Origin of the sequence: Pseudomonas sp. ACN8 (assembly GCF_002303925.1) — a bacterium.
Classification (GTDB): domain Bacteria; phylum Pseudomonadota; class Gammaproteobacteria; order Pseudomonadales; family Pseudomonadaceae; genus Aquipseudomonas.
The window spans coordinates 37,839-62,899 of sequence record NZ_MRCS01000041.1; the positions used below are offsets into that span (position 1 = coordinate 37,839).

Here is a 25,061-nt window from a genome sequence, read left to right on the forward strand (position 1 = left end):
GTCTGCCTTTAAATAAGTGGCTTGGGATGCTTGCAAGGCCCGGAGCGTTTTTTGCGTTCATCAACGTCGGGCCAGGCTTGCTATAGGGTCAGTAATCGGAACAGGGCGATCTTGTTGATCTCCGCCAGCGCGCACTTGAACTCGGTGTCGACCGGGTTGTGGATGCGCGTTTCGAACGCTGCGAGGATCTGATGCCGGTTGCTGCCTTTTACCGCCATGATGAAGGGAAACTTGAACTTGGCCTTGTAGGCGTCGTTCAGCTCGGTGAAGCGCTGGAACTCTTCGGCCGTGCATTGGTGAATACCCGCGCCAGACTGTTCTTCAGTGCTGGCTGCGGTCAGCTGGCCCTGGACGGCGGCTTTGCCGGCCAGGTCCGGGTGAGCGTTGATCAAAGCCAGCTGGCTTTCGTGATCGGCGCTCAACAGGATGTCGCTCATGCGCTGGTGCAGGGTTTCGATCTCGTCGATCGAGGCATCCTGGCCCAGCTCGTAGGCCTTCTCGGCCACCCATGGCGAATGTTCGTAGATGTCGGCGAAAGTCGCGACGAAGGCATCGCGGCTCAGGCTCGAAGGTTTGACGGTTTGAAAGGTGCTCATTTGGCAGCCCCTGTGTACGGGTGGGTTTCTTGCCAGTGACGCGCGATGTCGACGCGACGGCTGAACCACACCTGTTCATGACTTTTAGCGTATTCGATAAAGCGCTTGAGTGACGCCAGACGCGCCGGACGGCCGATCAGGCGGCAGTGCAGGCCGATTGACAGCATTTTCGGTGCCTCGGCGCCTTCGGCGTAGAGCACGTCGAACGCATCCTTGAGGTATTCGAAGAAGTCGTCGCCCTTGTTGAAACCCTGGACCTGGGTGAAGCGCATGTCGTTGGTGTCCAGGGTGTACGGGATCACCAGGTGCGGCTTGCCGGTCGGGTTGTTCGGTTCCCAGTAGGGCAGGTCGTCGTCGTAGGTGTCGCAGTCGTAGAGGAAACCGCCTTCTTCCATCACCAGGCGACGGGTGTTCGGGCCGGTGCGGCCGGTGTACCAGCCCAGTGGGCGTTCGCCGGTGATTTCAGTGAGGATGCGGATCGCTTCGAGCATGTGCTCGCGTTCCTGGGCTTCGTCCATGTACTGGTAGTCGATCCAGCGATAGCCGTGGCTGCAGATCTCGTGGCCGGCATCGACCATGGCACGGATCACGTCCGGGTGACGCTGGGCGGCCATGGCCACGGCGAAGATAGTCAGGGGAATGTCGAATTCCTTGAACAGCTTGAGGATCCGCCACACGCCGGTACGGCTGCCATACTCGTAAAGGGATTCCATGCTCATGTTGCGCGCGCCTTGCAGCGGCTGGGCAGAAACCATTTCCGAGAGGAAGGCTTCGGACTCTTTGTCGCCGTGCAGGATGTTGCGCTCGCCGCCTTCTTCGTAATTGAGTACGAACGACAAGGCAATGCGGGCATTGCCCGGCCAGTGTGGGTGAGGAGGGTTACTGCCGTAACCGACCAGGTCGCGTGGGTAGTCAGCGCTCACTGCAGGCTTCCTTCTTGTTCGATGATGACGGTTGGTGTGACGCAGCTGAAAAGTGGATGGCAGGCTGGCGTCACAGCGATGGGCTGATTGTATACAACTTTATATTCACTTTGTAAGCCTGATTTTTCGCATTTTTCACCGACTGTCATCTTTTACTGCTATTGGCGGGAGCCTGCAAGAAATCTGCCTGACTGGTCAATTATTGATTGAAGGGCTCATAGGTGGTGCGGTTTGGCGGGAAATCGACGGAAAATATGCCGATGGCGGGAGTCATGCGAAAAATGTCGTTTTTATTGTGTACAATTTTTTTGAAAAGTGTCTTAATCAGTCGCTCGCCGCAGCTTTTCGTGCTCCGAATCGGTGCGGTCTCCTTTTCAACTGACTTCGGGAGGCGCGAAGTCTGACTGCTCCACGCAGGCAGGCGCGCAGAATCAATGGGACGTTTGACTACACACGTTTTGGACGCAGCACACGGTTGCCCGGGCAGCTCGATCAAGGTCGAGTTGTACCGCGTTGAAGGATCGCAGCTGGAATTGGTCGCCAGCGCGATAACCAACAGCGATGGCCGTGTCGATGCACCGCTGCTGCAAGGCGATGACTACCGCTCCGGGGTCTATCAGGTTCAGTTTCATGCCGGCGATTACTACCGCGCCCGTGGCGTTCAGCTGCCGGAGCCTGCCTTCCTGGATGTCGTGGTGCTGCGTTTCGGCATCTGCGCCGAGCAGGATCACTACCATGTGCCGTTGTTGATTTCGCCTTACAGCTACTCCACGTACCGCGGCAGCTGATCCCCCAGGCAGCAGCTGCACCCTGGAAGCGACTGCGCATATAGCTTCTTTGGTCTTTCGCCCGCTCACACTGCGGGCTTTTTTTTGTCTGAGAAATGTGGTGCCTGTGCTGACGCCATCGCTAGCAGGCTAGCTCCCACATTGGATTTTCGGTGTTCACCAATCCCTTGTGGGAGCTAGCCTGCTAGCGATGCTTTTGCTCTTAGCGGCTCAGCAGGGACGCTGCACCCGCACCGCTGAACAAACCGGCACTGATCCGGTTGAACCAGCTCTGCCCCTTGCCGCTGCGCAGATACCGCGCCGCGCCATGGGCGCCGAGGCCGTAGGCCAGTTTGCACAGCAGGTCGAGCACGGTCCAGGTCGCGATCATCACCAGCAGTTGCGGCAGGAATGGCTGTTCGGCACTCAAGAACTGCGGCAGGAAAGCGGCGAAGAACAGAATGTCTTTCGGGTTGCTCGCGCCCAGCATGAACGCCCGCCCGAACAGCGCACGAAAGCGTGGCACCGGCGCGGCTTGTGGCACTTCAGCGCCATGGGAAGGCAGGCGCGATTGCTGCCAGCTCTGCCAGGCAAGGTAGAACAGGTAGAGGGCGCCAAGAATCTTCAGGGCACTGAACAGCTGTTCAGAAGCCAGCAGCAACGCACCCAGGCCCAGCGCCGAAGCACTCAGCAGGCAGATCGAGGCCGATACGCCGCCAAGAAAGGCCGGGTAAGAGCGGCGCAGGCCGTAATTCAGACTGTTGCTGATCATCAGCAACGACAGCGGCCCCGGGATCAGGATCACTATCAGCGCAGCGCCGCTGAACAGCAGCCAGGTTTCCAGACTCATCACTTTCCTCCATTTGCACAAAAGCCCCACCCGACGGGGTGAGGCTGTTTTCAAGCGGGTCCCGCGTAAGGTTTACAAGAAGATGAACTTGGCGATGAAGATCGCGCAGAGCACCCACAGGCTTACGGAAATTTCCTTGTACTTGCCGGTGCCGGCCTTCAGCGCCACGTAGGTGATGAAGCCCAGCGCGATGCCGTCGGCGACCGAGAAGGTCAGCGGCATCATGATCGCGGTGACGATCGCCGGAATGCTGTCGGTCGCTTCGTCCCATTCGATGTGGGCCATGCCGCCCATCATCAGCATCGCTACATAAATCAGTGCACCCGCGGTGGCATAGGCAGGAATCATCCCGGCCAGCGGTGCGAAGAACATGGCTGCAATAAATAGCACACCTACGGTCACTGCGGTAAGACCAGTCCGACCACCCGCAGCTACACCAGCGGCACTTTCAACGTAGCTGGTGACTGGCGGAACGCCGACTACCGCACCGAATACGCTGGAAGCACTGTCGGCTTTCATGGCGCGGGAGAGGTTTTCGATGCGACCGTCAGCACCGACCAGGTTGGCGCGCTGGGCAACACCCATCAAGGTACCGGCGGTGTCGAACATGTGTACGAAGAGGAACGCCAGGACCACGCTGATCATGCTGACGTTGAACACGCCGGCGACGTTCATGGCCATGAAGGTAGGGGCGAGGCTCGGTGGAGCCGACATGATGCCCTCGTAGTGCACCAGGCCCAGACCCCAGCCGGCGAGGGTCACGGTGATGATGCTGATGAGGATTGCGCCGAACACCTTGTGATAGCTGAGGATGGAGATCATCAGGAAGCACACGGCAGCGAGCAGCGGGCCGGGTTCGCGCAGGGAGCCAAGCTTGATCAGGGTAGCCGGGCTATCGACGACGATACCCGCGGTTTTCAGGCCGATCAGCCCCAGGAACAGACCCACGCCGGCGCCCATGGCGAAGCGCAGGCTGACCGGGATGCTGTTGAGCAGCCATTCGCGGATCCGCGAGAAGGTCAGGATCATGAACAACACACCGGACACAAACACCGCGCCGAGGGCGGTTTCCCAGTTGTAGCCCATGGTGCCGACCACGGTGTAGGTGAAGAAGGCGTTCAGTCCCATGCCTGGTGCCAGGCCGACCGGCCAGTTGGCGTACAGGCCCATCAACAGGCAACCGAGTGCCGCGGCGATGCAGGTGGCGACGAACGCCGCACCGTGATCGATCCCGGCGTCGGCCATGATGTTGGGGTTGACGAAAATGATGTAAGCCATGGTGATGAAGGTTGTCAGACCGGCAATCAGCTCGGTCTTCACCGTGGTGCCGTGCAAGCTGAGTTTGAACAGACGTTCCAGCAAGCCATTGCGTAATGGCGGCGAGAGATCCAGCGTCGATGCTTCGGATTTGCGGCTTTCCACAGCGAATACTCCTCAAGAGTTTTATTGTTATTTCCAGGGCCGGATCCGAGAGGGGTGGCAGCGGCCCTTTGAGGTACTTGCGAATTTGTTGACCGCTTGGTCAGGAACTCGCACGAAGTGGATTATGCTTTTGTATACAAAGAATGCAAATAATGTTTTTGGTTTTGTTTACGAAAAGTTTGGCTTTAGGGATATATCGCCTTTGGTCTCATCGCCAGCAGGCTGGCTCCCACAGGTTTTGTGTACGCCCAGATCACTGTGGGAGCCAGCCTGCTGGCATTGGGGCAAGAGCAATCATCTGCGGCCTCGGGCGATTGGCGGCAGTGGTTCGACAGGCGCAAACGGCCAGATAAAAATAAACCGGCTCAGGGGCCGGTTTATTTTTATCTGGAATTGACGGCGCTTGTACCGGCCTTATCGCCAGCAGCCCCATCACAGAAACATCAGGCTGCAGCGAAACGCTTGTCCAGATAATCAATGATCACCTTGGACTCATACATCCAGGTGGTCTGGCCATTCTCTTCAATGCGCAGGCACGGCACCTTGATCTTGCCACCTTGCTCGAGCAAGGCCTGGCGATCCTGTTCGTTGTTCTTCGCATCGCGAAGGGCCACCGGCACATTCAGGCGGCGCAGGGTGCGGCGAGTCTTCACGCAGAACGGGCAGGCGTGGAATTGATACAGGGTCAGACCCTTTGCGGCGGATTCGACCTGAGCCTGAGCAGCGGCGGGGCGCTTCTTCTTGCTTGGGCGAGTAATGAAGTCGATGAAGATGATCAGTTGGCCAAGGCCGACACGAAGCGCTTTTACGAACACGTTGAAAGCCTCACGGTGCGAATGAAGAAGGGCGCGCAGCTTACCTGATTTTTTGCAGGCGAAAAAAAACCGGCGATGAATGCCGGTTTTCTTCGTGCCGCGAATTACTTGATGAGGCTGAGGAATTCGCTGCGGGTCGCGGCGTTCTCGCGGAACTCACCGAGCATCACTGAAGTGATCATCGACGAATTCTGCTTTTCCACACCGCGCATCATCATGCACATGTGCTTGGCCTCGATCACCACCGCTACGCCCAGGGCGCCGGTGACCTGCTGGACCGCATCGGCGATCTGGCGGCTGAGGTTTTCCTGGATCTGCAGGCGGCGAGCGTACATATCGACGATGCGCGCGACCTTCGACAGGCCCAAAACCTTGCCGCTCGGGATGTAGGCAACATGCGCCTTGCCGATGAACGGCAGCAGGTGGTGTTCGCACAACGAGTACAGCTCGATGTCCTTGACCAGCACCATTTCGCTGTTGTCGGAGCTGAACAGGGCACCGTTGGTGACCTCTTCGAGTGTCTGTTCATAGCCGCGGCAGAGGTACTGCATGGCTTTGGCGGCACGTTTTGGCGTGTCGAGCAGGCCTTCGCGGGAAACGTCCTCGCCGAGCTGGCCGAGGATCGCCGTGTAATTCTGTTCCAGGGACATGAAACTACCTGTGGGATTTTACGCAAAGGGCAAGGGTACGGTGACGGACACGACGCTGCAAGCGTGACGCATCAGCTTTACTCGTCGCGACCTTCCATCATGGTGCGTTTGAGCATCACATAAACGGCGCCGGCACCGCCATGTTTCGCCTGGCACGAGGTGAAGCCGAGCACCTGTGGATGCTGGCGCAGCCAGGTGTTGACGTGGCTTTTGATCATCGGCCGCTTGCCGTCCAGGCGCACGGCCTTGCCATGGGTGACGCGCACGCAGCGGATTTCGAATCTGGTGGCTTCAGCCAAAAATGCCCAGAGGGTTTCCCGGGCCTTTTCCACGCTCATGCCGTGCAGGTCGAGGCTGCCTTCGAACGGAATCTGTCCGATCTTGAGCTTGCGCATCTGGCTTTCCTGCACGCCATCGCGAGCCCACATCAGATCGTCTTCAGGGCCGACGTCGATGACGAACTGATCGGACAGCCCGTCGACGGTGGTGGATTCGGTACGTACGGTCGCCGCTTGACGCAGCTTGGCAATCTGCGCGCGGTCAGCCTTGGGTTTGCCGGTTTCGGCGCGATCATGCTTGATCGGCTTGACGCCTTGGATCGCGCTTTTGAACAGGGAAAAATCGTCGTCTTGCATGTCAGCCTCCGCGAAGGGCGGCCAGTTTACCCAACTCGAAGCGAATCGGGCGCGACAAAAACGCGCGCGACGCTTGGCTCAGTCGTGTTTTTTCATCAGGTGCGGCGACATGGCCAGTTCCCGGGACTGTCGCGAGCGACGACGGCAACGGCGCCATAGCCAGACACCGAGGTACAGCACGAACAGGCCGATGGCCAGGATCACGGCGGCACCGGTGCGGCTGGTGTTCAATTCACCCAGGGCGGGTGCGTGGCCGAGCAGGCTGGCGGCACCGGCCATGGCGAGCAACACGCCGCACATCGCCAGCAACGCCGCGAACGTCGCGCCGATTCGAAAACGCCAGTTGCTTTGGCCTTTGGGCCGCAAGCGGCGAGCGTCAAAACCATCGGATAACTTCATTCCGACCTTCCTCAATGGGTATCGGCCCTTCGACCGGGAGTTGACCGGGATGTTCCTGAGGCTAAGACAATTACGGCAAATGGGAGGCTTTTGCGGATGAGCGGCGTTCCAGGCCGCTCATTGAGCGTCGATCAGATCAGTTCACGGGTTAGCGCGAGGGTGGCGAAGTTGTCGCCCATGATCGCCATTTCCGTCTGATGAACGTGTGCGGCACTCAGCACGCCGCCCTTGTAGGGCAGGTCGCGGGTGGCGCAGGCGTCCTCGACCAGGGTGCAACGGAAGCCCAGGTTCTTGGCGGCACGCACCGTGGTGCTGACGCTGGAGTGGCTCATGAAGCCGCAGACGATCAGGTCAAGGGCGCCGAGGTCTTCCAGGCGTTTTGCCAGTTCGGTGCCGTGAAAAGCGCTTGGCAACAATTTGCCGATGACGGTTTCATCGCCCTGTGGCTCCAGGCCCGGAATGAACTCTCCACCTACGCCCTGGGGGTTGAACAACCCGCCGAGTGTACCGAGGTGGCGCACATGCACGATCGGCCGGCCGGCGGCGCGGGCAGCGGCGAGCAATTGCTTGATGTTCGCGACAGCTTCATCCATGCCGCTCAGGGCCAGGGGACCGCTGAGGTATTCTTTCTGGGCATCGATGATGACCAGCGTGGCATGGCTCAGATTGGCCGCTGCATAACCGCGGCCGCTGAGTTGAAACATCGTTTTTGGAACAGACATTCTGGGGCTCCTTGGAGTGGGGCTTTTGCGCCATTGTCCTCTGGCTGAGCGGTTCTGTGAATCGCTACGATCACAGGTGCCGTCGTTGCTGGCCTGTAGCCTTGTCAATAGTCACGTTTTGTTCAATAGCCTGGCGAAAAAATGGATAACTCCTACATTTGAATCGGTAGTTTCCTGCGTCGTCGTGACGTCGTTTGACTGGTAGAATCTCCCGTCGATTTTTCTGGAGTTTGCCGTCGTGATCACTTCCCGCCTTCGCACCCTGCGTGACCATATCCGTTGGGCCGTCAGCCGCTTCCATGGGGAGGATCTGTTTTTCGGCCATGGCACTGACAACGCCTGGGACGAAGCCCGGCAATTGGTGTTGGGCGCACTGCACCTGCCGTGGGAAATCGCCGACAGCTACCTCGACTGCAATCTGGAAGAAGAGGAAGTGGTTCACCTGCAGCTTTTGCTCAAGCGCCGTATCGAAGATCGGGTGCCGACCGCTTATCTGCTGGGCGAGGCCTGGTTCTGTGGCATGTCGTTCATCGTTGATGAGCGTGTGCTGATCCCGCGCTCACCCATCGGTGAGTTGATCGAAAACCGCTTTACCCCGTGGCTGGCTACCGAACCTGCGCGGATTCTCGATCTGTGCACCGGTTCCGGTTGCATCGGCATCGCCTGCGCCTACGAATTCCAGCATGCCGAGGTGGTGTTGGCGGACCTGTCGTTCGAAGCGCTGGAAGTGGCCAATCAGAACATCGAGCGTCATGGTGTCGATGAGCGTGTGTACACGGTGCAGGGCGACGGTTTCGAGGGTTTGCCGGGTCAGCGTTTCGACCTGATCGTGTCGAACCCGCCCTACGTCGATGCGGAAGATTTCGCCGACATGCCGGATGAGTACCAGCACGAACCGGAACTGGGCCTGGCCTGCGGCGATGACGGTTTGAACCTGGTGCGGCGCATGCTCGCCGAAGTGGCGGACCATCTGACCGAGAAGGGCCTGCTGATTGTCGAAGTGGGCAACAGCCAGGTGCACGTCGAGGCGTTGTACCCGGAAGTCGACTTCGCCTGGCTGGAGTTCGAGCGTGGTGGCCATGGTGTGTTCATGCTGAGCGCGCAGCAATGCCGGGAGCATCAGGTGTTGTTCGCTTCTCGCGTTTAACCCCCCTGTAGGAGCGAGCCTGCTCGCGATGGACTAAAGGGCGACGCGTTTTTCCAGAAAACACGCGTCATCGTTAACGACCATCGCGAGCAGGCTCGCTCCTACAAGGAATGGCCGCACCGCCAACTATCGGTGCGTGGCAATCCAGATCAACAACCCCGCCTGAAACACCGCAAACGCCACCAGGCAGGTGATGGTGAATCGCAGCCCGGCGTCTTCGCGTTTGTACTTGCTGACTTTCTCTTCGTGTTTCTTGAGTTTGACTTCCTGCTCGGCCAGATTCTGCTCGGCTTGCTGGAGCATCTGCGCCGCCTCGAGAATTTCCACGACCTGCAGTTTTTCGCTGTTCCAGTCGCCAGAGAGGTCGCCGACCTTGACCGGCTTGACGCTGCCTTTCAAATGCTGGGCATCGGCATACACCACGTCGAACCCATGCACGCGCAAAAAATGATCGCGGCGCAGGCGGGTGTCTTCGTTCAACGCGTCCTTGTTGTTCAGGTCAAAGCCGTCGACGGTGTAGGTCGGCCAGCGCTTTTTCGCCCAGTTGATGCCCTGGGCCGCCATGAATCGGCCAATGCCACGGTTCAGCGGTTCGATTTGCAAGCCGCTTTGCGGTCCGAAATGCACGCGTTTTTCGGCGTGATCGACCCACACGTCCAGATGATTCTGTTCCTTGCGCACGCGCTGGCCGGGCAGGGTGATGCTCATGCGCATCAGGCTGTGCGCCTTATCGTTGCGCTCGGCATAGCCGAACTCGACAAAGCGCAACGGGCGCCCGCCGGTGTTGCGGTCAGTTTGCAACGGCGCCAGACGGAGCATCTTGTGATGCTCGACGTGGACGTCCGCCCAGGGCAGCTCGACCGCTGGCGGTGCGTCTTTTTCAGCGCTGGTGTCGGGTGAAGTCTGGGTGTCAGTCATAACGGCGAGATCCTGTCCAAGCTCAGCTTGTCGCCAACCAATGTGTTGGCGACAAAGGCTTATCGGCCGTTTTTCCCAGGACTGGAGGGTAAAGAGGGGTTAACTGGCACGAAGTCCGTCAATAAACCCGAGGATTCGCGTGCCCAGTTCCGCCGCCAGGGGCAACTGCGGGTCTTTATAGGAGGCCATCTGGCGTTTGACGTCGTTGGGCACGATGCGCATGACGTGGTTCATGCCCTCGATCAGCGCCAGTTCGGCGTCCGGCTTGGCCGCCTTGAGCAACCTTGCGTCATTGACACCGACCTGGATGTCGTTGCTGCCCTGGATGATCAGCGCCGGCATCTTCAGCTTGGCAAACGCCGCGGCCGGGTCCTGGCGGAACAGGGAAATCAGGTAAGGCTGCACACTCGGGCGGAAAATCGCCTGCAAGGGTGGCGGCACATTGTCGTCGGGTTTCCCGGCCTTGAGGCTGTCGAGCAATTCATTGCTGCGCAGCATCAGCGGTTGTGGCAGGCGGTTGCCCAGTTGCTCGCGAATGACCTGATCCACCGGCCTTGCGCTGCCGGAGACAGAAATCACCGCATCGGCATCGATATCCGGCGCAGCGAGGCTGGCGACCAAAGCGCCTTCGCTGTGACCCAGCACGATCAGTTGGCCGAAACGCGGATCGGTCTTGAGCTTGCGGCCCCAGGCCTGTGCATCGGCCACGTAGGCTTCCACCGTCAGGTTGCGTTCATCCGGGGTCGCCGCCAGGCTCGCGGCCACGCCGCGCTTGTCGTAACGCACGCTGGCGATGTTGTGTTTGGCCAGCACCCAGGCCAGGCGCTTGAGGCTGTCATTGCGCCCGCCGTCGGTATTGTTTCCGTCACGGTCCGTAGGGCCGGAGCCGGAAATGATCAGCACAACCGGCACCGGATTGTCGGACTTTGGCAGCAACAGCGAGCCGAAAAGCTCGCCGGTGCCCGTATCCAGTGTGATCGGTCGTTGCAGGACAGTCGCCTGGGCGAAGCCGGAAATCAGGGTAAGGCTCAAGGCTAGAACTCGCAGCATCATCGCGCCATCATCCAGAAGATGCCAGTTGGACTCACCGGCACCCATAAGGTTCGAGGATGAACTACTTGGGTAGCCTGCGTATACTGGCGCGCATTACGTATTCAGGTTCATTTCACGGAGCGTCCTGCATGTCCGGCAATACCTACGGCAAGCTGTTCACTGTCACCACCGCGGGCGAAAGCCATGGCCCGGCGTTGGTCGCCATTGTCGATGGCTGCCCGCCGGGGCTGGAGATATCCCTGGAGGATCTGCAGCGTGACCTGGACCGCCGCAAGCCCGGCACCAGCCGCCACACCACCCAGCGCCAGGAAGCCGACGAAGTCGAAATCCTCTCCGGCGTGTTCGAAGGCCGCACCACTGGCTGCTCGATCGGCCTGTTGATCCGCAACACCGACCAGAAGTCCAAGGACTACTCGGCAATCAAGGATCTGTTCCGCCCGGCTCACGCCGACTACACCTACCACCACAAATACGGCGAGCGCGATTATCGCGGCGGTGGTCGCAGCTCGGCCCGGGAAACCGCGATGCGCGTGGCTGCAGGCGCGATTGCGAAAAAATACCTGGCCAGCCAGGGCATTGTCATTCGCGGCTACATGAGCCAGCTGGGGCCGATTGAAATCCCGTTCAAGACTTGGGATTCGGTAGAAGAGAACGTGTTCTTCAGCCCGGATCCGGACAAGGTGCCGGAACTTGAGGCCTACATGGACCAGTTGCGCCGCGACCAGGACTCGGTCGGTGCGAAAATCACTGTGGTCGCCGAAGGCGTGATGCCGGGCCTGGGCGAGCCGATCTTCGACCGCCTCGACGCCGAACTGGCCCATGCGCTGATGAGCATCAACGCGGTCAAGGGCGTGGAAATCGGCGCCGGTTTCGCCAGCGTCGCCCAGCGCGGCACAGAACATCGCGATGAAATGACCCCGCAAGGTTTCCTCAGCAACAACGCGGGCGGCATTCTCGGCGGCATTTCCTCCGGTCAGCCCATCGTTGCGCACCTGGCGCTGAAGCCGACGTCGAGCATCACCACGCCGGGCCGTTCCATCGACATCCATGGCAACCCGGTGGAAGTGATCACCAAGGGCCGTCACGATCCGTGCGTGGGCATCCGCGCCACGCCGATTGCCGAGGCGATGATGGCCATCGTGTTGATGGACCACCTGCTGCGTCACCGTGGGCAGAACGCCGATGTGCGTGTGAGCACGCCGGTGCTGGGTCAGCTGTAAATGGTTGACTTCATGGTCGCAGCCGTCTGATGGCGACTGCGGCGCTCCCGTACTGGCGGCTCTCCAGTTTCTATTTGTTCTATTTCGCCTTGCTCGGTTCGACAGCGCCGTTCCTGGCGCTGTACTTCGATCACTTGGGTTTCAGCGCCGCGCGGATCGGCGAGCTGGTAGCGATCCCTATGCTGATGCGTTGCGTGGCGCCGAATATCTGGGGCTGGCTGGGCGACTACACCGGTCGGCGACTGGCAATCGTGCGCTTCGGCGCGTTGTGTACGCTGCTGACCTTTTCGCTGATTTTCGTCAGCAAGACCTACGCCTGGCTGGCGATGGTCATGGCCTTGCATGCGTTCTTCTGGCACGCGGTGTTGCCGCAGTTCGAAGTCATCACCCTGGCGCACTTGCAGGGGCAGACCTCGCGCTACAGCCAGATTCGCTTGTGGGGCTCGATCGGTTTCATCATCACCGTGGTCGCGCTGGGCCGTTTGTTCGAATGGCTGAGCCTGGACATCTACCCGGCGGCGCTGGTGCTGATCCTGGTCGGCATCGTGGTCAGCAGTTTGTGGGTGCCTAACGCGCAACCGATTCAGGGTGAACGGTTGACCGGGGAGGGATTTCTCCAGCAACTGCGCAACCCTGGTGTGTTGGCGTTTTACGGCTGCGTGGCACTGATGCAGATGAGTCACGGGCCGTATTACACGTTCTTGACCTTGCACCTTGAACACCTGAGTTACAGCCGGGGCGTGATCGGCATGCTCTGGGCCGTTGGCGTGGTGGCCGAAGTGTTGATGTTTTTGGCCATGAGCAAGATCCTCGCGCGGTTTTCCTTGCGCCGGGTGCTGATGGCGAGTTTTCTGCTGGCGGCGTTGCGCTGGTTGCTGCTCGGGTCGTTGGCCGAATTCCTTTGGGTATTGCTGTTTGCCCAGGTATTGCACGCGGCGACGTTCGGCAGCTTTCACGCCGCTGCCATTTCATTCGTGCAACGTAGCTTCGGCGCGCGCCAGCAAGGCCAGGGCCAGGCGCTGTATGCCGCGTTGGCCGGCACAGGCGGTGCGTTGGGCGCGTTGTATTCCGGCTACAGCTGGAATGCCCTCGGCGCGGCATGGACCTTTAGTATTGCCAGTCTCGCAGCCGTCGCGGCTGCCGTTATCATTGCCACACGCATGCAAGAGGACAGGCCATGAGCCTTACCCGTGAACAACTCGCCCAGGAAATCATCGACGCCGGGCGTTTTCTGTATGGCCGCGGCTGGTCGCCGGCCACCAGCAGCAATTACTCGACCCGCCTGTCGCCGACCGAAGCCTTGCTGACCGTCTCCGGCAAGCACAAGGGACAACTGGGCATGGGCGATGTGCTGGCCACTGACCTGTCGGGCAGCAGCCTGGAACCGGGCAAGAAACCGTCCGCCGAAACCCTGCTGCACACCCAGCTCTACAGCTGGCGCCCGGAGATCGGTGCGGTGCTGCACACCCATTCGGTGAACGCCACCGTGCTGTCGCGCCTGACGCCGCAAGACTTCATCGAGTTCGAAGATTACGAGCTGCAAAAGGCCTTCAGCGGTGTGACGACCCACGAATCCCGGGTGCGCGTGCCGATTTTCGACAACGATCAGGACATTGCGCGCCTGGCCGCCAAGGTGCAGCCTTGGCTGGACACCCATCCCGATTGTGTCGGCTACCTGATCCGTGGTCATGGCCTGTACACCTGGGGCGCGCGCATGAGCGACGCCCTGCGGCAGATCGAGGCCTTTGAATTTTTGTTCGAGTGCGAGTTGAAGACGCGCTCCATCTTGTCCCGTTAAGGAGTTGCCCTGATGAGCAGCCTGTCCGTCTATCACGTCTCCAGCCCTGAAATCCCCAACAAGGTGCTGACCCATCTCGAAGACATTCAGTCGACCCTGGCCGAGCAGGGCGTGCGTTTCGACCGCTGGCAAGCGGCGGCGAAGATCCAGCCGGGTGCCAGTCAGGAAGAAGTGATCGCCGCCTACCAGGAGCAAATCGACCAGCTGATGACCGAGCGAGGTTACGTCACTGTCGACGTGATCAGCCTCAACAGCGATCACCCGCAAAAAGCCGAACTGCGAGCCAAGTTCCTCGACGAACATCGTCACGGCGAAGATGAAGTACGATTTTTCGTTGCCGGCCGTGGCCTGTTTACCCTGCACATCGACGATTACGTCTACGCGGTGCTCTGTGAGAAGAACGACCTGATCTCGGTGCCGGCCGGCACCAAGCACTGGTTCGACATGGGCGAGCACCCGCATTTCGTCGCAATCCGTCTGTTCAACAACCCGGAAGGCTGGGTCGCCAACTTCACCGGCGAAGACATCGCCAGCCAATTCCCGCGTCTTGAGGACTGAGTCAATGCCGATCAAAGCGATTCTCACCGATATCGAAGGCACCACCAGCGCGGTGAGTTTTGTGTTCGACGTGTTGTTTCCTTATGCCGCGAAACACCTGCCGGATTTTGTCCGTCAGCACGCCGAACGCGCCGATGTGGCGGAGCAAATGGCTGCCGTGCGCCGCGACAGCAACGAACCGAACGCCGACGTCGAGCGGGTCATCGAGATCCTGTTGGGCTGGATCGCTGAAGACCGCAAGGCCACGCCGTTGAAAGCGTTGCAGGGCATGGTCTGGGAGCAGGGCTATCAGGCCGGGCAATTGAAGGGGCACGTGTACCCGGACGCCGTTGAAGCGCTCAAGCGCTGGCACCGGGACGGCTTTCAACTGTTTGTTTATTCGTCCGGTTCGATCCAGGCCCAGCGGTTGATCTTCGGCTGCTCGGAGGCGGGGGATCTGACGCCGCTGTTCAGCGGCTATTTCGATACCACTTCGGGGCCCAAGCGCGAGGCCCAGTCCTACGCCAACATCAGCCAGGCGATCAACCTTGAGGCGGGGCAGATTCTGTTTCTGTCGGACATCGTCGAGGAGCTCGACGCGGCGCGCACGGCGGGGATGGCCACGTGCGGGCTGGCTCGCGAGGGTGGAGAGCTGGCAGGGCATGTCACCGTGGACAGCTTTGCGCGGATCAATCCTGCTGCCTTCTAAGCACTACACAATTTGTAGGAGCGAGCCTGCTCGCGATTGCGATCTGTCATTCAACATTGATGTTGATTGACACTCCGCTATCGCGAGCAGGCTCGCTCCCACATTTTTTTCCGCATTTTTTTACAGCGAGTGATAAGTCGGCAGGGCAAACCGTTGCTGGCTCTGCAGCATGGAAATCTGCGGCAATTCACTGGCTTGTTCGGCGAGGTCGCGGCGAATCGCACTGATCACCCACGTCAGTTGGTCGCCATTGTGCAATTGCTGATAGGAAATCGAGCGCTTGAACACTTTGCCTTCGCCGCCGCTCAGGGTCAGCAGGATCCCACCGTCGGGGCGGTCCTGGGTGGTGACTTCGAAGTTTGAGAACAGGGACGAAAATTTTTCCTGAATCAGGTTCATGTCTTTCAGCTCCGTTGGCTCTTGAATGGCAAGCATACGGAGAGGGTTGCAGTGATTGTGCCAGCCTTGTTTTTTTGTAAATCAACTTATAAAACAACAGGTTAGTATCTGTGGTGATTTTTGCTTTCGTGCATTCTGCATGAACGGCCGTCGTGCATCCTGCATTTTGCGCGGTCGTTCGGCGCTTCGATGGAACCATTGCGTGTGCGGGGGTTCACGATTGGCCCTGTATCAATCGCAGATCAAGATCGCAGATACAAAACATTTCAAAAACCGCGTGTACAGCTCAAGAACCGTTGACGTATTTTCGGGCTCAGTCATCGCAGCCCGACAATAAAAAGATCGAACGGGAGCATCATGAGTCGCACGTCGAACGACACGATTACCTGGAGCATGATGCTCCGCAAGTTGCCTTCCATCGCCAAGGCCATCCCTCGGGTGGTGAAAGGCATGAAGGCCGCCAACGTCAAGGACCCGACCCAAGCGTGTGGTTTGGGCTGGAGTTTCGAGCAAGCCACGTTGCGCAACCCGGATGGTCCGGCGCTGTTGGAAGGTGACGTAACGCTCAGTTACTCCGAGGTCAATCAATGGGCCAATCGCATCGCCCATCATCTGATCGGCCAAGGCATCGGCAAGGGTGATGTGGTGGCGGTCTTCATCGAGAACCGCCCGGAACTGCTGGTGACGATTCTGGCGGTGGCCAAGGTCGGCGCGATCAGTGCACTGCTCAATACCTCGCAAACCCGCGATACCCTGGTGCACAGTGTGAATCTGGTGGCGCCGGTGGCGATCATTGTCGGTGAGGAGCTGGTCCCGGCGTACCTGGCGGTGCGTGACCGGGTGTCGATCAAGGCTGATCGAACCTGGTTCGTCGCCGATCAGGACACCTCGCGCCAACCGGGTATCGCGCCTGAAGGCTTCATCAACCTGATGACCGTCAGTCTCGACGACGCCAGCGACAACCCGGCCAGCAGCCGGCAGGTTTTCTTCGACGATCCCTGCTTTTATATCTACACCTCGGGCACCACGGGGCTGCCCAAGGCAGGCGTGTTCAAGCACGGACGCTGGATGCGCAGCTCGGCGAGCTTCGGAATGATCGCCCTGGACATGCGCCCCGACGATGTCGTCTATTGCACCTTGCCGCTGTACCACGCCACGGGCCTTTGCGTGTGTTGGGGTTCGGCCGTCAGTGGGGCCAGCGGGTTCGCCATCCGCCGCAAGTTCAGCGCCAGTCAGTTCTGGAACGACGCGCGCAAGTACCGGGCGACCACCATCGGTTATGTCGGCGAACTGTGCCGCTACCTGGTCGATCAACCGCCCAGCGCCGACGACAGCCGGCACGATGTGAAGAAAATGATCGGCAACGGCTTGCGTCCCGGCGCCTGGAACGAGTTCAAGACCCGCTTTGCGGTGAATCACATCTGCGAGCTGTACGCCGCCAGCGACGGCAACATCGGTTTCACCAACATACTCAATTTCGACAACACCATCGGTTTTTCCCTGATGTCCTGGGAGCTGGTCGCGTACGACCATGACAGCGGCGCGCCGATTCGTCAGGCCAATGGCCTGATGCGCAAGGTCGCCAAGGGCGAGCAGGGGTTGTTGCTGGCAAAAATCGATGACAAGGCACCCCTGGACGGTTACACCGATCCGCAGAAAACCGCCAAGGTCGTGCTTGAGAATGTGTTCGAAAAGGGCGACCGTTATTTCAACACCGGCGACCTGTTGCGCAACATCGGCTTCGGGCATGCGCAGTTTGTCGACCGCCTGGGCGATACCTACCGCTGGAAGGGCGAAAACGTCTCGACCACGGAAGTCGAAAACATCCTCCTGCAACACCCGCTGATTTCCGAAGCCGTGGCCTATGGCGTGGAGATCCGCAACACCAATGGCCGGGCCGGGATGGCGGCGATCACTCCCGCCGAATCCCTGGCCACCCTGGATTTCAGTGAGCTGCTGGCCTTTGCCCGCGAGCAAATGCCGGCCTATGCCGTGCCATTGTTTCTGCGGGTAAAAGTGAAAATGGAAACCACCGGAACGTTCAAATATCAGAAGACCCGACTCAAGGACGAGGCCTTCGACCCGGATAAAACCGGCGATGATCCGATCTATGCCTGGCTGCCGGGGACCCAGACCTACGTGCAGGTCACCGAGCAGTTGTTGTCCGACATTCACGGCGGCAAGTACCGTTATTGAATCTGGCTATGGCGGCCCATGAGAAAAAACAAGTGACAGTGCCGGGGGCGCTCGGGAAACTGTCGGCTTTTACGAATGACAGAAAAGGGAGTGCCCAATGTCAGACAAAAGCCGCCAGATGACCCCCGAAGAAGCCGCCGAATTCACCGAACAGGTATTCAACAAGGCACGGGAGGGCGATGCGGCGATGATGGCCGCGCTGCTGACCAAGGGTTTGCCGCCGAACCTGCGTAACCACAAGGGCGATACCTTGCTGATGCTGGCCGCTTATCACGGTCATGTGGACACGGTAAAAGTCCTGCTTGAGCACAAGGCCGATCCGGAGATCCGCAACGACAACGGCCAGAGCCCGATTGCCGGCGCCGCCTTCAAGGGCGACCTGGCGGTGATCAAGGCCTTGGTCGATGGCGGCGCCCAGGTTGAAGGCTCGTCCTTCGATGGCCGAACGGCGCTGATGATGGCGGCGATGTTCAACCGCGTCGAAGTGGTCGATTACCTGATCAGCAAGGGCGCCGACCCGAAAGCCAAGGACGCCAATGGCATCACTGCGTTGGAAGCGGCTAAAACCATGGGCGCTTCCGATACCGTTGCACAGCTGGAAAAACTGCTGGGCTGACGCTGAGCCCTGTGGCGAGAGGGCAAGTCCCCTCGCCACAGGTCCGCATTTCTTTTATTAATGCGCTATCCTTCGCGCCCTCAAAATTCACCTCGCTACAGGATCCTCCCCATGAAAGCCGCACTCGTCGAACTCATCAGCAAAATCAGCTCCGGGTGCATGGGCGAAGACGAAATCCTCAAGGTCGCGGACGAAGCGGCCCAGGCCTACGCCGATCCCGAGGCTTTTCTGACGGCCAATCCGGACATCAACTACGACGAAACCTTCCCGATCCCGCTGGGTGAGTGGGTGGTGGTCGGCAGCCTGCCGGAAACGGTGCTGTTCCAGGCTGACACCTACATGGACCTGTTCGCACAGATCGTCGCCTCGTTCGGCCCGGGGGTGGAGTTCAATCTCAAGCCCAAGCAACTGGCCAAGACCGAAGCCCTGACCGCGCTCAACCGTATCCAGGTGCAGATGAGCAGCATGAATAAGGAAAACGGTGGTTACACACTGATGAACTTCAGCCAGTTGCTCGATGACGAGTTGCAGGTGGTCCTGGTCTACGGCAATGACGTGCCACGGGTGCTGGAATTGTGTACTGAAGTCGGCATCGCAGCCGCGCCATCCCTGGAAGCCCTGAAAGTGGCGGTCCACGTCTGATCCAGGCACGGTCAATAAAAAGGAATCCTCGCGACGACCGTCTATCCTGAGGGGGCATATCACTCTTTGGGAGCGTCACCATGGGTTCCACGTTCAACAGCCTGGTTGCCTTGATCATTTTTGTCCTGGACATCTGGGCCATCATCAACGTCTTCAAAAGTAGCGCCGAGACCGGGATGAAAATCCTCTGGGTACTGCTGATCGCGCTGTTGCCGGTGTTGGGACTGATCATTTGGGCCATCGCCGGGCCGCGGGGCAATGTCAAACTCTGAACCGGCAACACTGAACCTGTGGGAGCGAGCCTGCTCGCGAAGAACGATGACGCGCAGCCGCTGAAACACCGCATCGCCTGCTTCGCGAGCAGGCTCGCTCCCACAATGTTCTGCGGGTACTTCGATGACGAAGGTTCGACCTGTCATGTTCCGCGACGTAGAATGCGCGCCTTTCCCGGTCAATCGAGACGCTCGATTGGCCATCATGGGCGGGTAACCGTCCGTTGCCACCGCATTCATCGGAGCACTTCCCATGAGCAACACCCCGACCAGCGACTACCTGGAAACCCTCTACGAAGGCTACGGCCAGCGTTTTCGCATGGAAAAACTGCTGCACGAAGTGCGCACCGAGCACCAGCACCTGGTGATTTTCGAAAACCCGCGCATGGGCCGGGTGATGGCGCTGGACGGCGTGATCCAGACCACCGAAGCCGACGAGTTCATCTACCACGAAATGCTCACCCACGTGCCGATCCTGGCGCACGGTGCCGCCAAACGCGTGCTGATCATCGGCGGCGGTGACGGCGGCATGTTGCGTGAAGTGGCCAAGCACCGCGGCGTCGAGCACATCACCATGGTCGAGATCGACGGCACCGTGGTCGACATGTGCAAGGAATTCCTGCCGAACCACTCCAAGGGCGCGTTCGATGATCCACGCCTGAACCTGGTGATCGACGACGGCATGCGTTTCGTCGCTACCACGACTGAAAAGTTCGACGTGATCATTTCCGACTCCACCGACCCGATCGGACCGGGTGAAGTGCTGTTCTCGGAAAACTTCTACCAGGCCTGCCACCGTTGCCTGAACGAGGGCGGCATCCTGGTGACCCAGAACGGCACGCCGTTCATGCAGATCGAAGAAGTGAAGACCACCGCCGGCCGCCTGCGCAGCCTGTTCCCGGACTGGCACTTCTACCAGGCCGCCGTGCCGACCTACATCGGTGGCTCGATGACCTTCGCCTGGGGCGCCACCAATACCGCTTATCGCAAGTTGTCCCGCGAAACCCTGCAACAGCGCTTCGCGGGCAGCGGCATCGTCACCCGCTACTACAATCCTGAAATCCACATCGGCGCCTTCGCCTTGCCGCAATACGTGCTGCAGGCGGTGAACAAGCCAAGCAACGATTGATGGGTTGAAACACAAAACCTGTGGGAGCGAGCCTGCTCGCGATGGACGTGAACGATGACGCGGGATGTCTGATTTAACGCGGCGTTCTCAAGTTTTTCGCGAGCAGGCTCGCTCCTACAGAGATCTACGATGGGTGCAGATCCACCGGAACAATCAGCCAGCTAACAAGGTCGAGATAGAGGTAAGCCCATCCATGGGTTTTACCAAGGAGGCACCAATGCAAAAGTGGAAAGTCACTTTCGTGGATGATCATGGCGAAACCATCAACGAAGTCTTTGAGTGCACCGAGCGCCCGGACTACGAGCGTGCCGCCAGGCTCATCAAGGCCCGGCTTCTTCCTGTCGCCGCCGAACTGGATCTGAACGATCTGGAAGGGCGGACCGCTGATGCATGCGTCAAAGATCTCAAGTCCCAGAACAGCATACAAATCCTCGGCATTACTCCAATCTGAACGACACCTGTCGCATTCACATCCAGCCCTTGGCAGGGGCTCTATCTTGAGGCTACTCTGCAAGCGAGATCAGCGAATGAATCGCTAAGGTCTGGTCTTGTCAGCTCCATGCTTGTTTCCCGCCGGCACATCGGTTGCCGTCGCTCGCGCTGTTCGGTTGCGGGTGAGGGAGTACGGAAAGTCTATCCATCGGTTTGAGGAGGACGTTTCATGAGCACAGCCTATCAAGAAGACATCAGCAGCAGCGTGCTGCGCCGCATGAAAGAAGGCGGTTTTGACTTTTCGCGGTTTCATCCCATCGAGTTCTACGCCATTTTCCCGGACGAGGAGCGGGCACGCAGGGCGGCAGGTCATTTCCACCGTGGTGAATCCCTGGATGCGCAAGTCAGTGTGCGCGACGATGGCGCCTGGGCGCTGGAGTTGTGCAAGGTCATGTATGCCACCTACGACGACATCGGCGACTTCGAACAGGGTTTCGAAGCAGTGGTCGAGCCTCTGGGCGGCATCATCGAAGGCTGGGGTGTGAAACAGGAGGTACGAGGGCGACTCGCATAACCTTATGAACAGTGACAACCGGCAATGACGGCTGACCTTCGGGTTGGCCGTTTTCGTTTTCGCCGACAGGACATTGACCACGACCCCGTAGGAGCTGCGGTGCGGCGATCCGACTTGCCAGCGAAGGCGTCCCCGAAGAGCGACGCATGACTCATGGGCCCCTTCGCCAGCAAGCTGGCTCCTACAGACTATGCTGGTGATAGGCGATCACAGCGCCTTGCAATGAAGCGGGGGCGATCAGGTTGGGGCATTTGTCGCACAGGATTGGTGCGGTGCGTGCGTCTTGATTATCCAACTGATTGAAATCTAAGCGTTTATGCCGATGGCACGGGCCTTGCGAAGGTCTGGACGTCCGAGTGACAAGGAGTACGGCATGATCCGCACCTATTTTGATGAGATGTACGATGCCGGCGGCCAGGTCCGCCCGCATTATCGGGAGTTTGCCCGTTGGCTGGCCGAGACGCCTGACGAGCTTCTGGCACAACGGCGACGCGAGGCCGATCTGTTGTTTCATCGCGCCGGGATTACTTTCACGCTCTACGGGGACGAGCAGGGCACAGAGCGCCTGATTCCCTTCGACACCATTCCCCGCAGCATCCCCGCCAGCGAATGGCGGATTGTCGAGCGCGGCTGCATCCAGCGGGTCAAGGCGTTGAACATGTTCCTCGCCGACCTCTACCACGAGCAGCGCATCATCAAGGCCGGTATCATTCCGGCCGAGCAGGTGCTGGCCAACGAGCAGTACCAGTTGGCGATGCAAGGGCTGGATCTGCACCGCGATATCTATTCGCACATCTCCGGCGTCGACCTGGTGCGCGACGGCGACGGCACCTACTACGTGCTCGAAGACAATCTGCGAACTCCGAGTGGCGTCAGCTACATGCTCGAAGACCGCAAGATGATGATGCGCCTGTTCCCCGAGCTGTTCGCGGCGCAACGCATCGCCCCCATCGACCACTACCCGAACCTGCTGCTCGACACCCTGAAAAGCTCAAGCCCGATCGATAACCCGAGCGTGGTGGTGCTGACGCCGGGGCGCTTCAACAGTGCGTTCTTCGAGCATGCGTTCCTGGCGCGGGAAATGGGCGTGGAGCTGGTGGAGGGCGCGGACCTGTTCGTGCGTGATGACAAGGTCTACATGCGCACCACCGACGGGCCGAAAGCGGTCGACGTGATTTATCGTCGCCTCGACGACGCGTTCCTCGATCCCCTGGCCTTCAACCCGGAATCGATGCTCGGTGTGCCGGGGCTGCTGTCGTCCTACCGTTCCGGCAACGTGGTGCTGGCCAATGCCATCGGCACGGGGGTGGCGGACGACAAGTCGGTGTACCCGTTCGTTACCGACATGATCCGTTTCTACCTCGATGAAGAACCGATCCTGAAGAACGTTCCTACGTGGCAGTGCCGTAATCCGTCTGAGCTTTCCCACGTGCTGGCCAATCTGCCGGAACTGGTGGTCAAGGAAACCCAAGGCTCCGGCGGGTACGGAATGCTGGTGGGGCCGGCGGCGACGGCGGCGGAAATCGAAGCCTTCCGCGCGCGGATCATCGCCAAGCCCCATGCGTATATCGCGCAACCGACGTTGTCGCTGTCGACCTGTCCGACCTTTGTCGAAAACGGTATTGCACCACGCCACATCGACTTGCGGCCGTTTGTCCTGTCGGGTCGTGAAACCCGGGTCGTGCCCGGCGGCCTGACCCGTGTCGCCCTGCGCGAAGGCTCCCTGGTGGTGAATTCCTCCCAGGGTGGCGGAACCAAGGACACCTGGGTGGTTGAGGATTGAAGGAAGCGTGCCATGTTAAGTAGAACTGCCTCGGATTTGTATTGGATGTCGCGTTACCTGGAGCGGGCGGAAAACCTCGCCCGGATGCTCGACATCAGCTATTCGCTGTCGCTGATGCCGCAAGACGGTCGTGGCGACGGTTTGCACGAACTGGCCATGCCGCTGTTGATCACCGGCACCCTGGACGATTATCTGGAGCGCCATGGCGAGCTGCATGCCGAACGGCTGCTGCATTTCTTCGCCCTGGATGCAGCCAACCCGGCGAGCATCTACAGCTGCCTCGGTGCAGCACGGGCCAGCGCCCATGCGGTGCGTGGGCGCATCACCGCCGACATGTGGGAAAACATCAACGCCACCTGGCTGGAAATTCGCGGCATCGCCGAACAGGGCCTCAGCCGCTACGGCATGAGCCGTTTCTGCGAGTGGATCAAGGAACGTTCCCACCTGTTCCGGGGCGCTTCCTACGGCACCATCATGCGTAACGATGCGTTTCGCTTCATTCGACTGGGGACCTTTATAGAGCGGGCGGACAACACCTTGCGCCTGCTCGATGCCCGCTACGAAATGGCCGGCGACCAGGCCGAAGCGGTCAGCGATGGCACCGCCCATGCGTATTACCAATGGAGCGCGTTGTTGCGGGCGTTGTCGTCGTTCGAGGCCTACACGGAAATCTACCGTGACGCCCCCGGTGCCCGGCATGTCGCTGAATTGCTGTTGCTGCGGGCCGATGTACCGCGATCCCTGCGCGCCTGCACCGAAGAAATCGACCAGATCCTGGCGCAATTGCCGGGGGCCAACGGTCGTCCCGCACAACGCCTGGCGGCAGAAATGGACGCACGTCTGCGTTACACCGGCATCACCGAAATTCTCGACGAAGGTCTGCACGCCTGGCTGACCGAGTTCATCCCGCTGGTGCGCCAGTTGGGTAACGCGATTCACAGTTCTTATCTGGAGGCCGCATGAGACTTTCCATTAGCCACGAGACCACCTATCACTACGAAGACAAGGTGCGGGCGAGCATCCAGTATCTGCGCCTGACGCCCCACGACAGTGAGCGCCAGCACGTGCTCAGTTGGCAGCTCGACCTGCCGCGCCCGGTGCGGGCGCAACTCGATCCGTTCGGCAACATCCTGCATGTGTTGACCATGGACGAGCCCCACGAGGCGATCGTCATCGGCGCCCGTGGCCAGGTCGATATCGACGAATGGCGTGAGGCCGAACACGAGAGCCAGTCGGCACTGCCGTTTCTGCGCTTTACCCGTTTGACCGAAGCCGACGCCGCCCTGCGGGCGTTCGCCGAGAAGGAATGCAAGCAACGCCGCGACCGCACGGCGCTGATCGATCTGATGCACGGCCTCAACCAGCATATGACCTACACACCGGGCTCCACGGAAGTGGACACCAGCGCGGCCCAGGCCTTTGCCGGAGGCGCCGGCGTGTGTCAGGACCACACCCACGCGTTTCTCGCCTGCACCCGCAGCCTGGGCATTCCTGCGCGTTATGTGTCGGGCTATCTGTACAGCGAAAACAGCGAACACCTGGCCAGCCACGCCTGGGCCGAAGCCTGGCTGGACGACGCCTGGTACAGCTTCGACGTGACCAATGAACTGGCCCGGCCGGAACGCCACCTGAAGCTGGCGGTGGGCCTGGATTACCTGGATGCCTGCCCGGTGCGCGGGATGCGGCGGGGCGGCGGGTGTGAGCAGATGCACGCCAAGGTGCTGGTTTCACCGACGCCCGCGCCGGTGATCTCGGTGCAACAGCAATAACGGAAACACCGCCGAACCCTGTAGGAGCGAGCCTGCTCGCGATAGCGGTGTGTCAGCCAGCGAAGTATTGACTGACATGACGCCATCG

29 protein-coding genes are annotated in these 25,061 nt (G+C 59.9%); 17 read left to right on the plus strand and 12 right to left on the minus strand.

Annotated elements, in window-relative coordinates; translation table 11 throughout:
• Positions 1-80: 80 nt before the first annotated feature.
• Both uraD and puuE read right to left on the minus strand, forming a co-directional pair.
• The gene (gene uraD / locus BSF44_RS21585) at positions 81-596 is read right to left on the minus strand and encodes a 2-oxo-4-hydroxy-4-carboxy-5-ureidoimidazoline decarboxylase (protein WP_095945224.1); all 516 of its coding nucleotides are present in this window, start codon (positions 594-596) and stop codon (positions 81-83) included.
• Positions 593-1,519 carry an allantoinase PuuE gene (gene puuE, locus BSF44_RS21590; RefSeq protein WP_095945225.1) on the minus strand — a complete coding sequence of 309 codons (927 nt, stop codon included), beginning with the start codon at positions 1,517-1,519 and terminating at the stop codon, positions 593-595. Before puuE ends, uraD begins: the two co-directional genes overlap by 4 nt.
• Positions 1,520-1,953: 434 nt before the next feature.
• Between puuE and uraH the strand changes: the two genes are divergently transcribed.
• Positions 1,954-2,307, plus strand: coding sequence for a hydroxyisourate hydrolase (uraH, locus tag BSF44_RS21600; RefSeq protein ID WP_095945227.1), 354 nt, complete (start codon positions 1,954-1,956; stop codon positions 2,305-2,307).
• Between the two features lie 202 nt (positions 2,308-2,509).
• On the opposite strand, the gene BSF44_RS21605 is transcribed toward uraH, so the two are convergent.
• The 7 genes from BSF44_RS21605 to BSF44_RS21635 all read right to left on the minus strand — a co-directional run bounded on the left by BSF44_RS21605 (position 2,510) and on the right by BSF44_RS21635 (position 7,779).
• Entirely contained in the window at positions 2,510-3,136 is a 627-nt protein-coding gene (locus tag BSF44_RS21605; protein WP_046037555.1) for a LysE family translocator, read from the minus strand.
• A gap of 72 nt (positions 3,137-3,208) precedes the next feature.
• On the minus strand, positions 3,209-4,558 hold the full coding sequence (locus BSF44_RS21610; RefSeq protein ID WP_008048392.1) for an NCS2 family permease: 1,350 nt from the start codon (positions 4,556-4,558) through the stop codon (positions 3,209-3,211).
• Positions 4,559-5,001: 443 nt separating this feature from the next.
• Entirely contained in the window at positions 5,002-5,373 is a 372-nt protein-coding gene (locus BSF44_RS21615; RefSeq protein ID WP_095945228.1) for a glutathione S-transferase N-terminal domain-containing protein, read from the minus strand.
• Positions 5,374-5,477: 104 nt separating this feature from the next.
• Entirely contained in the window at positions 5,478-6,023 is a 546-nt protein-coding gene (folE, locus tag BSF44_RS21620; RefSeq protein ID WP_003204506.1) for a GTP cyclohydrolase I FolE, read from the minus strand.
• Positions 6,024-6,100: 77 nt separating this feature from the next.
• Positions 6,101-6,658, minus strand: a complete 558-nt coding sequence (locus BSF44_RS21625) for a Smr/MutS family protein (protein WP_095945229.1) — start codon at positions 6,656-6,658, stop codon at positions 6,101-6,103.
• A gap of 78 nt (positions 6,659-6,736) precedes the next feature.
• Positions 6,737-7,057 carry a hypothetical protein gene (locus BSF44_RS21630; protein ID WP_008048404.1) on the minus strand — a complete coding sequence of 107 codons (321 nt, stop codon included), beginning with the start codon at positions 7,055-7,057 and terminating at the stop codon, positions 6,737-6,739.
• Positions 7,058-7,188: 131 nt separating this feature from the next.
• The gene (locus BSF44_RS21635; protein WP_095945230.1) at positions 7,189-7,779 is read right to left on the minus strand and encodes a cysteine hydrolase family protein; all 591 of its coding nucleotides are present in this window, start codon (positions 7,777-7,779) and stop codon (positions 7,189-7,191) included.
• 238 nt (positions 7,780-8,017) lie between these two features.
• On the opposite strand from BSF44_RS21635, the gene prmB reads away from it, so the two are divergent.
• Positions 8,018-8,926 (plus strand): 50S ribosomal protein L3 N(5)-glutamine methyltransferase, encoded by a 909-nt coding sequence (prmB, locus tag BSF44_RS21640; protein ID WP_095945231.1) that lies wholly within the window; start codon positions 8,018-8,020, stop codon positions 8,924-8,926.
• A 126-nt stretch (positions 8,927-9,052) separates the two neighbouring features.
• Here the strand turns inward: prmB and BSF44_RS21645 are convergent, their stop codons facing one another.
• Both BSF44_RS21645 and BSF44_RS21650 read right to left on the minus strand, forming a co-directional pair.
• Positions 9,053-9,844, minus strand: coding sequence for a hypothetical protein (locus BSF44_RS21645; RefSeq protein WP_095945232.1), 792 nt, complete (start codon positions 9,842-9,844; stop codon positions 9,053-9,055).
• 99 nt (positions 9,845-9,943) lie between these two features.
• Positions 9,944-10,942, minus strand: coding sequence for an alpha/beta hydrolase (locus BSF44_RS21650; protein ID WP_095945233.1), 999 nt, complete (start codon positions 10,940-10,942; stop codon positions 9,944-9,946).
• An 83-nt stretch (positions 10,943-11,025) separates the two neighbouring features.
• Between BSF44_RS21650 and aroC the strand changes: the two genes are divergently transcribed.
• From aroC to mtnC, 5 genes are read left to right on the plus strand one after another with little or no spacing between them, the layout of a single operon-like run.
• Entirely contained in the window at positions 11,026-12,117 is a 1,092-nt protein-coding gene (gene aroC, locus BSF44_RS21655; RefSeq protein ID WP_095945234.1) for a chorismate synthase, read from the plus strand.
• Between the two features lie 29 nt (positions 12,118-12,146).
• Positions 12,147-13,298 carry an MFS transporter gene (locus BSF44_RS21660; protein WP_095945235.1) on the plus strand — a complete coding sequence of 384 codons (1,152 nt, stop codon included), beginning with the start codon at positions 12,147-12,149 and terminating at the stop codon, positions 13,296-13,298.
• Complete coding sequence (locus tag BSF44_RS21665) at positions 13,295-13,915, plus strand: methylthioribulose 1-phosphate dehydratase (RefSeq protein ID WP_095945236.1); 621 nt, start codon at positions 13,295-13,297, stop codon at positions 13,913-13,915. The genes BSF44_RS21660 and BSF44_RS21665 overlap by 4 nt, the downstream gene beginning before the upstream one ends.
• 12 nt (positions 13,916-13,927) lie before the next feature.
• Positions 13,928-14,473 (plus strand): acireductone dioxygenase, encoded by a 546-nt coding sequence (locus tag BSF44_RS21670; protein WP_095945237.1) that lies wholly within the window; start codon positions 13,928-13,930, stop codon positions 14,471-14,473.
• A 4-nt stretch (positions 14,474-14,477) separates the two neighbouring features.
• Positions 14,478-15,161: an acireductone synthase gene (gene mtnC, locus BSF44_RS21675; protein WP_095945238.1), complete on the plus strand. Its 684-nt coding sequence runs from the start codon at positions 14,478-14,480 to the stop codon at positions 15,159-15,161.
• 120 nt (positions 15,162-15,281) lie between these two features.
• Here the strand turns inward: mtnC and BSF44_RS21680 are convergent, their stop codons facing one another.
• Positions 15,282-15,560 carry a DUF3509 domain-containing protein gene (locus BSF44_RS21680; protein ID WP_095945239.1) on the minus strand — a complete coding sequence of 93 codons (279 nt, stop codon included), beginning with the start codon at positions 15,558-15,560 and terminating at the stop codon, positions 15,282-15,284.
• A gap of 357 nt (positions 15,561-15,917) precedes the next feature.
• Here BSF44_RS21680 and BSF44_RS21685 point away from each other — a divergent pair, with 357 nt between their 5' ends.
• The 10 genes from BSF44_RS21685 (at position 15,918) to BSF44_RS21730 (ending at position 24,973) form a co-directional block, all read left to right on the plus strand.
• The gene (locus BSF44_RS21685) at positions 15,918-17,756 is read left to right on the plus strand and encodes a long-chain-acyl-CoA synthetase (protein ID WP_095945240.1); all 1,839 of its coding nucleotides are present in this window, start codon (positions 15,918-15,920) and stop codon (positions 17,754-17,756) included.
• Positions 17,757-17,853: 97 nt separating this feature from the next.
• Entirely contained in the window at positions 17,854-18,372 is a 519-nt protein-coding gene (locus tag BSF44_RS21690) for an ankyrin repeat domain-containing protein (RefSeq protein WP_095945241.1), read from the plus strand.
• A gap of 111 nt (positions 18,373-18,483) precedes the next feature.
• Positions 18,484-19,014, plus strand: coding sequence for a hypothetical protein (locus BSF44_RS21695; RefSeq protein WP_095945242.1), 531 nt, complete (start codon positions 18,484-18,486; stop codon positions 19,012-19,014).
• Positions 19,015-19,094: 80 nt separating this feature from the next.
• On the plus strand, positions 19,095-19,286 hold the full coding sequence (locus BSF44_RS21700) for a PLD nuclease N-terminal domain-containing protein (protein WP_046042941.1): 192 nt from the start codon (positions 19,095-19,097) through the stop codon (positions 19,284-19,286).
• 253 nt (positions 19,287-19,539) lie between these two features.
• Positions 19,540-20,415 (plus strand): polyamine aminopropyltransferase, encoded by an 876-nt coding sequence (gene speE / locus BSF44_RS21705; RefSeq protein ID WP_095945243.1) that lies wholly within the window; start codon positions 19,540-19,542, stop codon positions 20,413-20,415.
• Positions 20,416-20,632: 217 nt separating this feature from the next.
• Positions 20,633-20,866, plus strand: coding sequence for a hypothetical protein (locus BSF44_RS21710; RefSeq protein WP_095945244.1), 234 nt, complete (start codon positions 20,633-20,635; stop codon positions 20,864-20,866).
• Between the two features lie 210 nt (positions 20,867-21,076).
• Positions 21,077-21,421, plus strand: coding sequence for a ribonuclease E inhibitor RraB (locus tag BSF44_RS21715; protein ID WP_007971898.1), 345 nt, complete (start codon positions 21,077-21,079; stop codon positions 21,419-21,421).
• 373 nt (positions 21,422-21,794) lie between these two features.
• Positions 21,795-23,204: a circularly permuted type 2 ATP-grasp protein gene (locus BSF44_RS21720; RefSeq protein ID WP_007988088.1), complete on the plus strand. Its 1,410-nt coding sequence runs from the start codon at positions 21,795-21,797 to the stop codon at positions 23,202-23,204.
• A 12-nt stretch (positions 23,205-23,216) separates the two neighbouring features.
• Positions 23,217-24,167 (plus strand): alpha-E domain-containing protein, encoded by a 951-nt coding sequence (locus BSF44_RS21725; RefSeq protein ID WP_095945245.1) that lies wholly within the window; start codon positions 23,217-23,219, stop codon positions 24,165-24,167.
• Positions 24,164-24,973: a transglutaminase family protein gene (locus BSF44_RS21730; protein WP_095945246.1), complete on the plus strand. Its 810-nt coding sequence runs from the start codon at positions 24,164-24,166 to the stop codon at positions 24,971-24,973. Before BSF44_RS21725 ends, BSF44_RS21730 begins: the two co-directional genes overlap by 4 nt.
• Positions 24,974-25,061 lie beyond the last annotated feature (88 nt).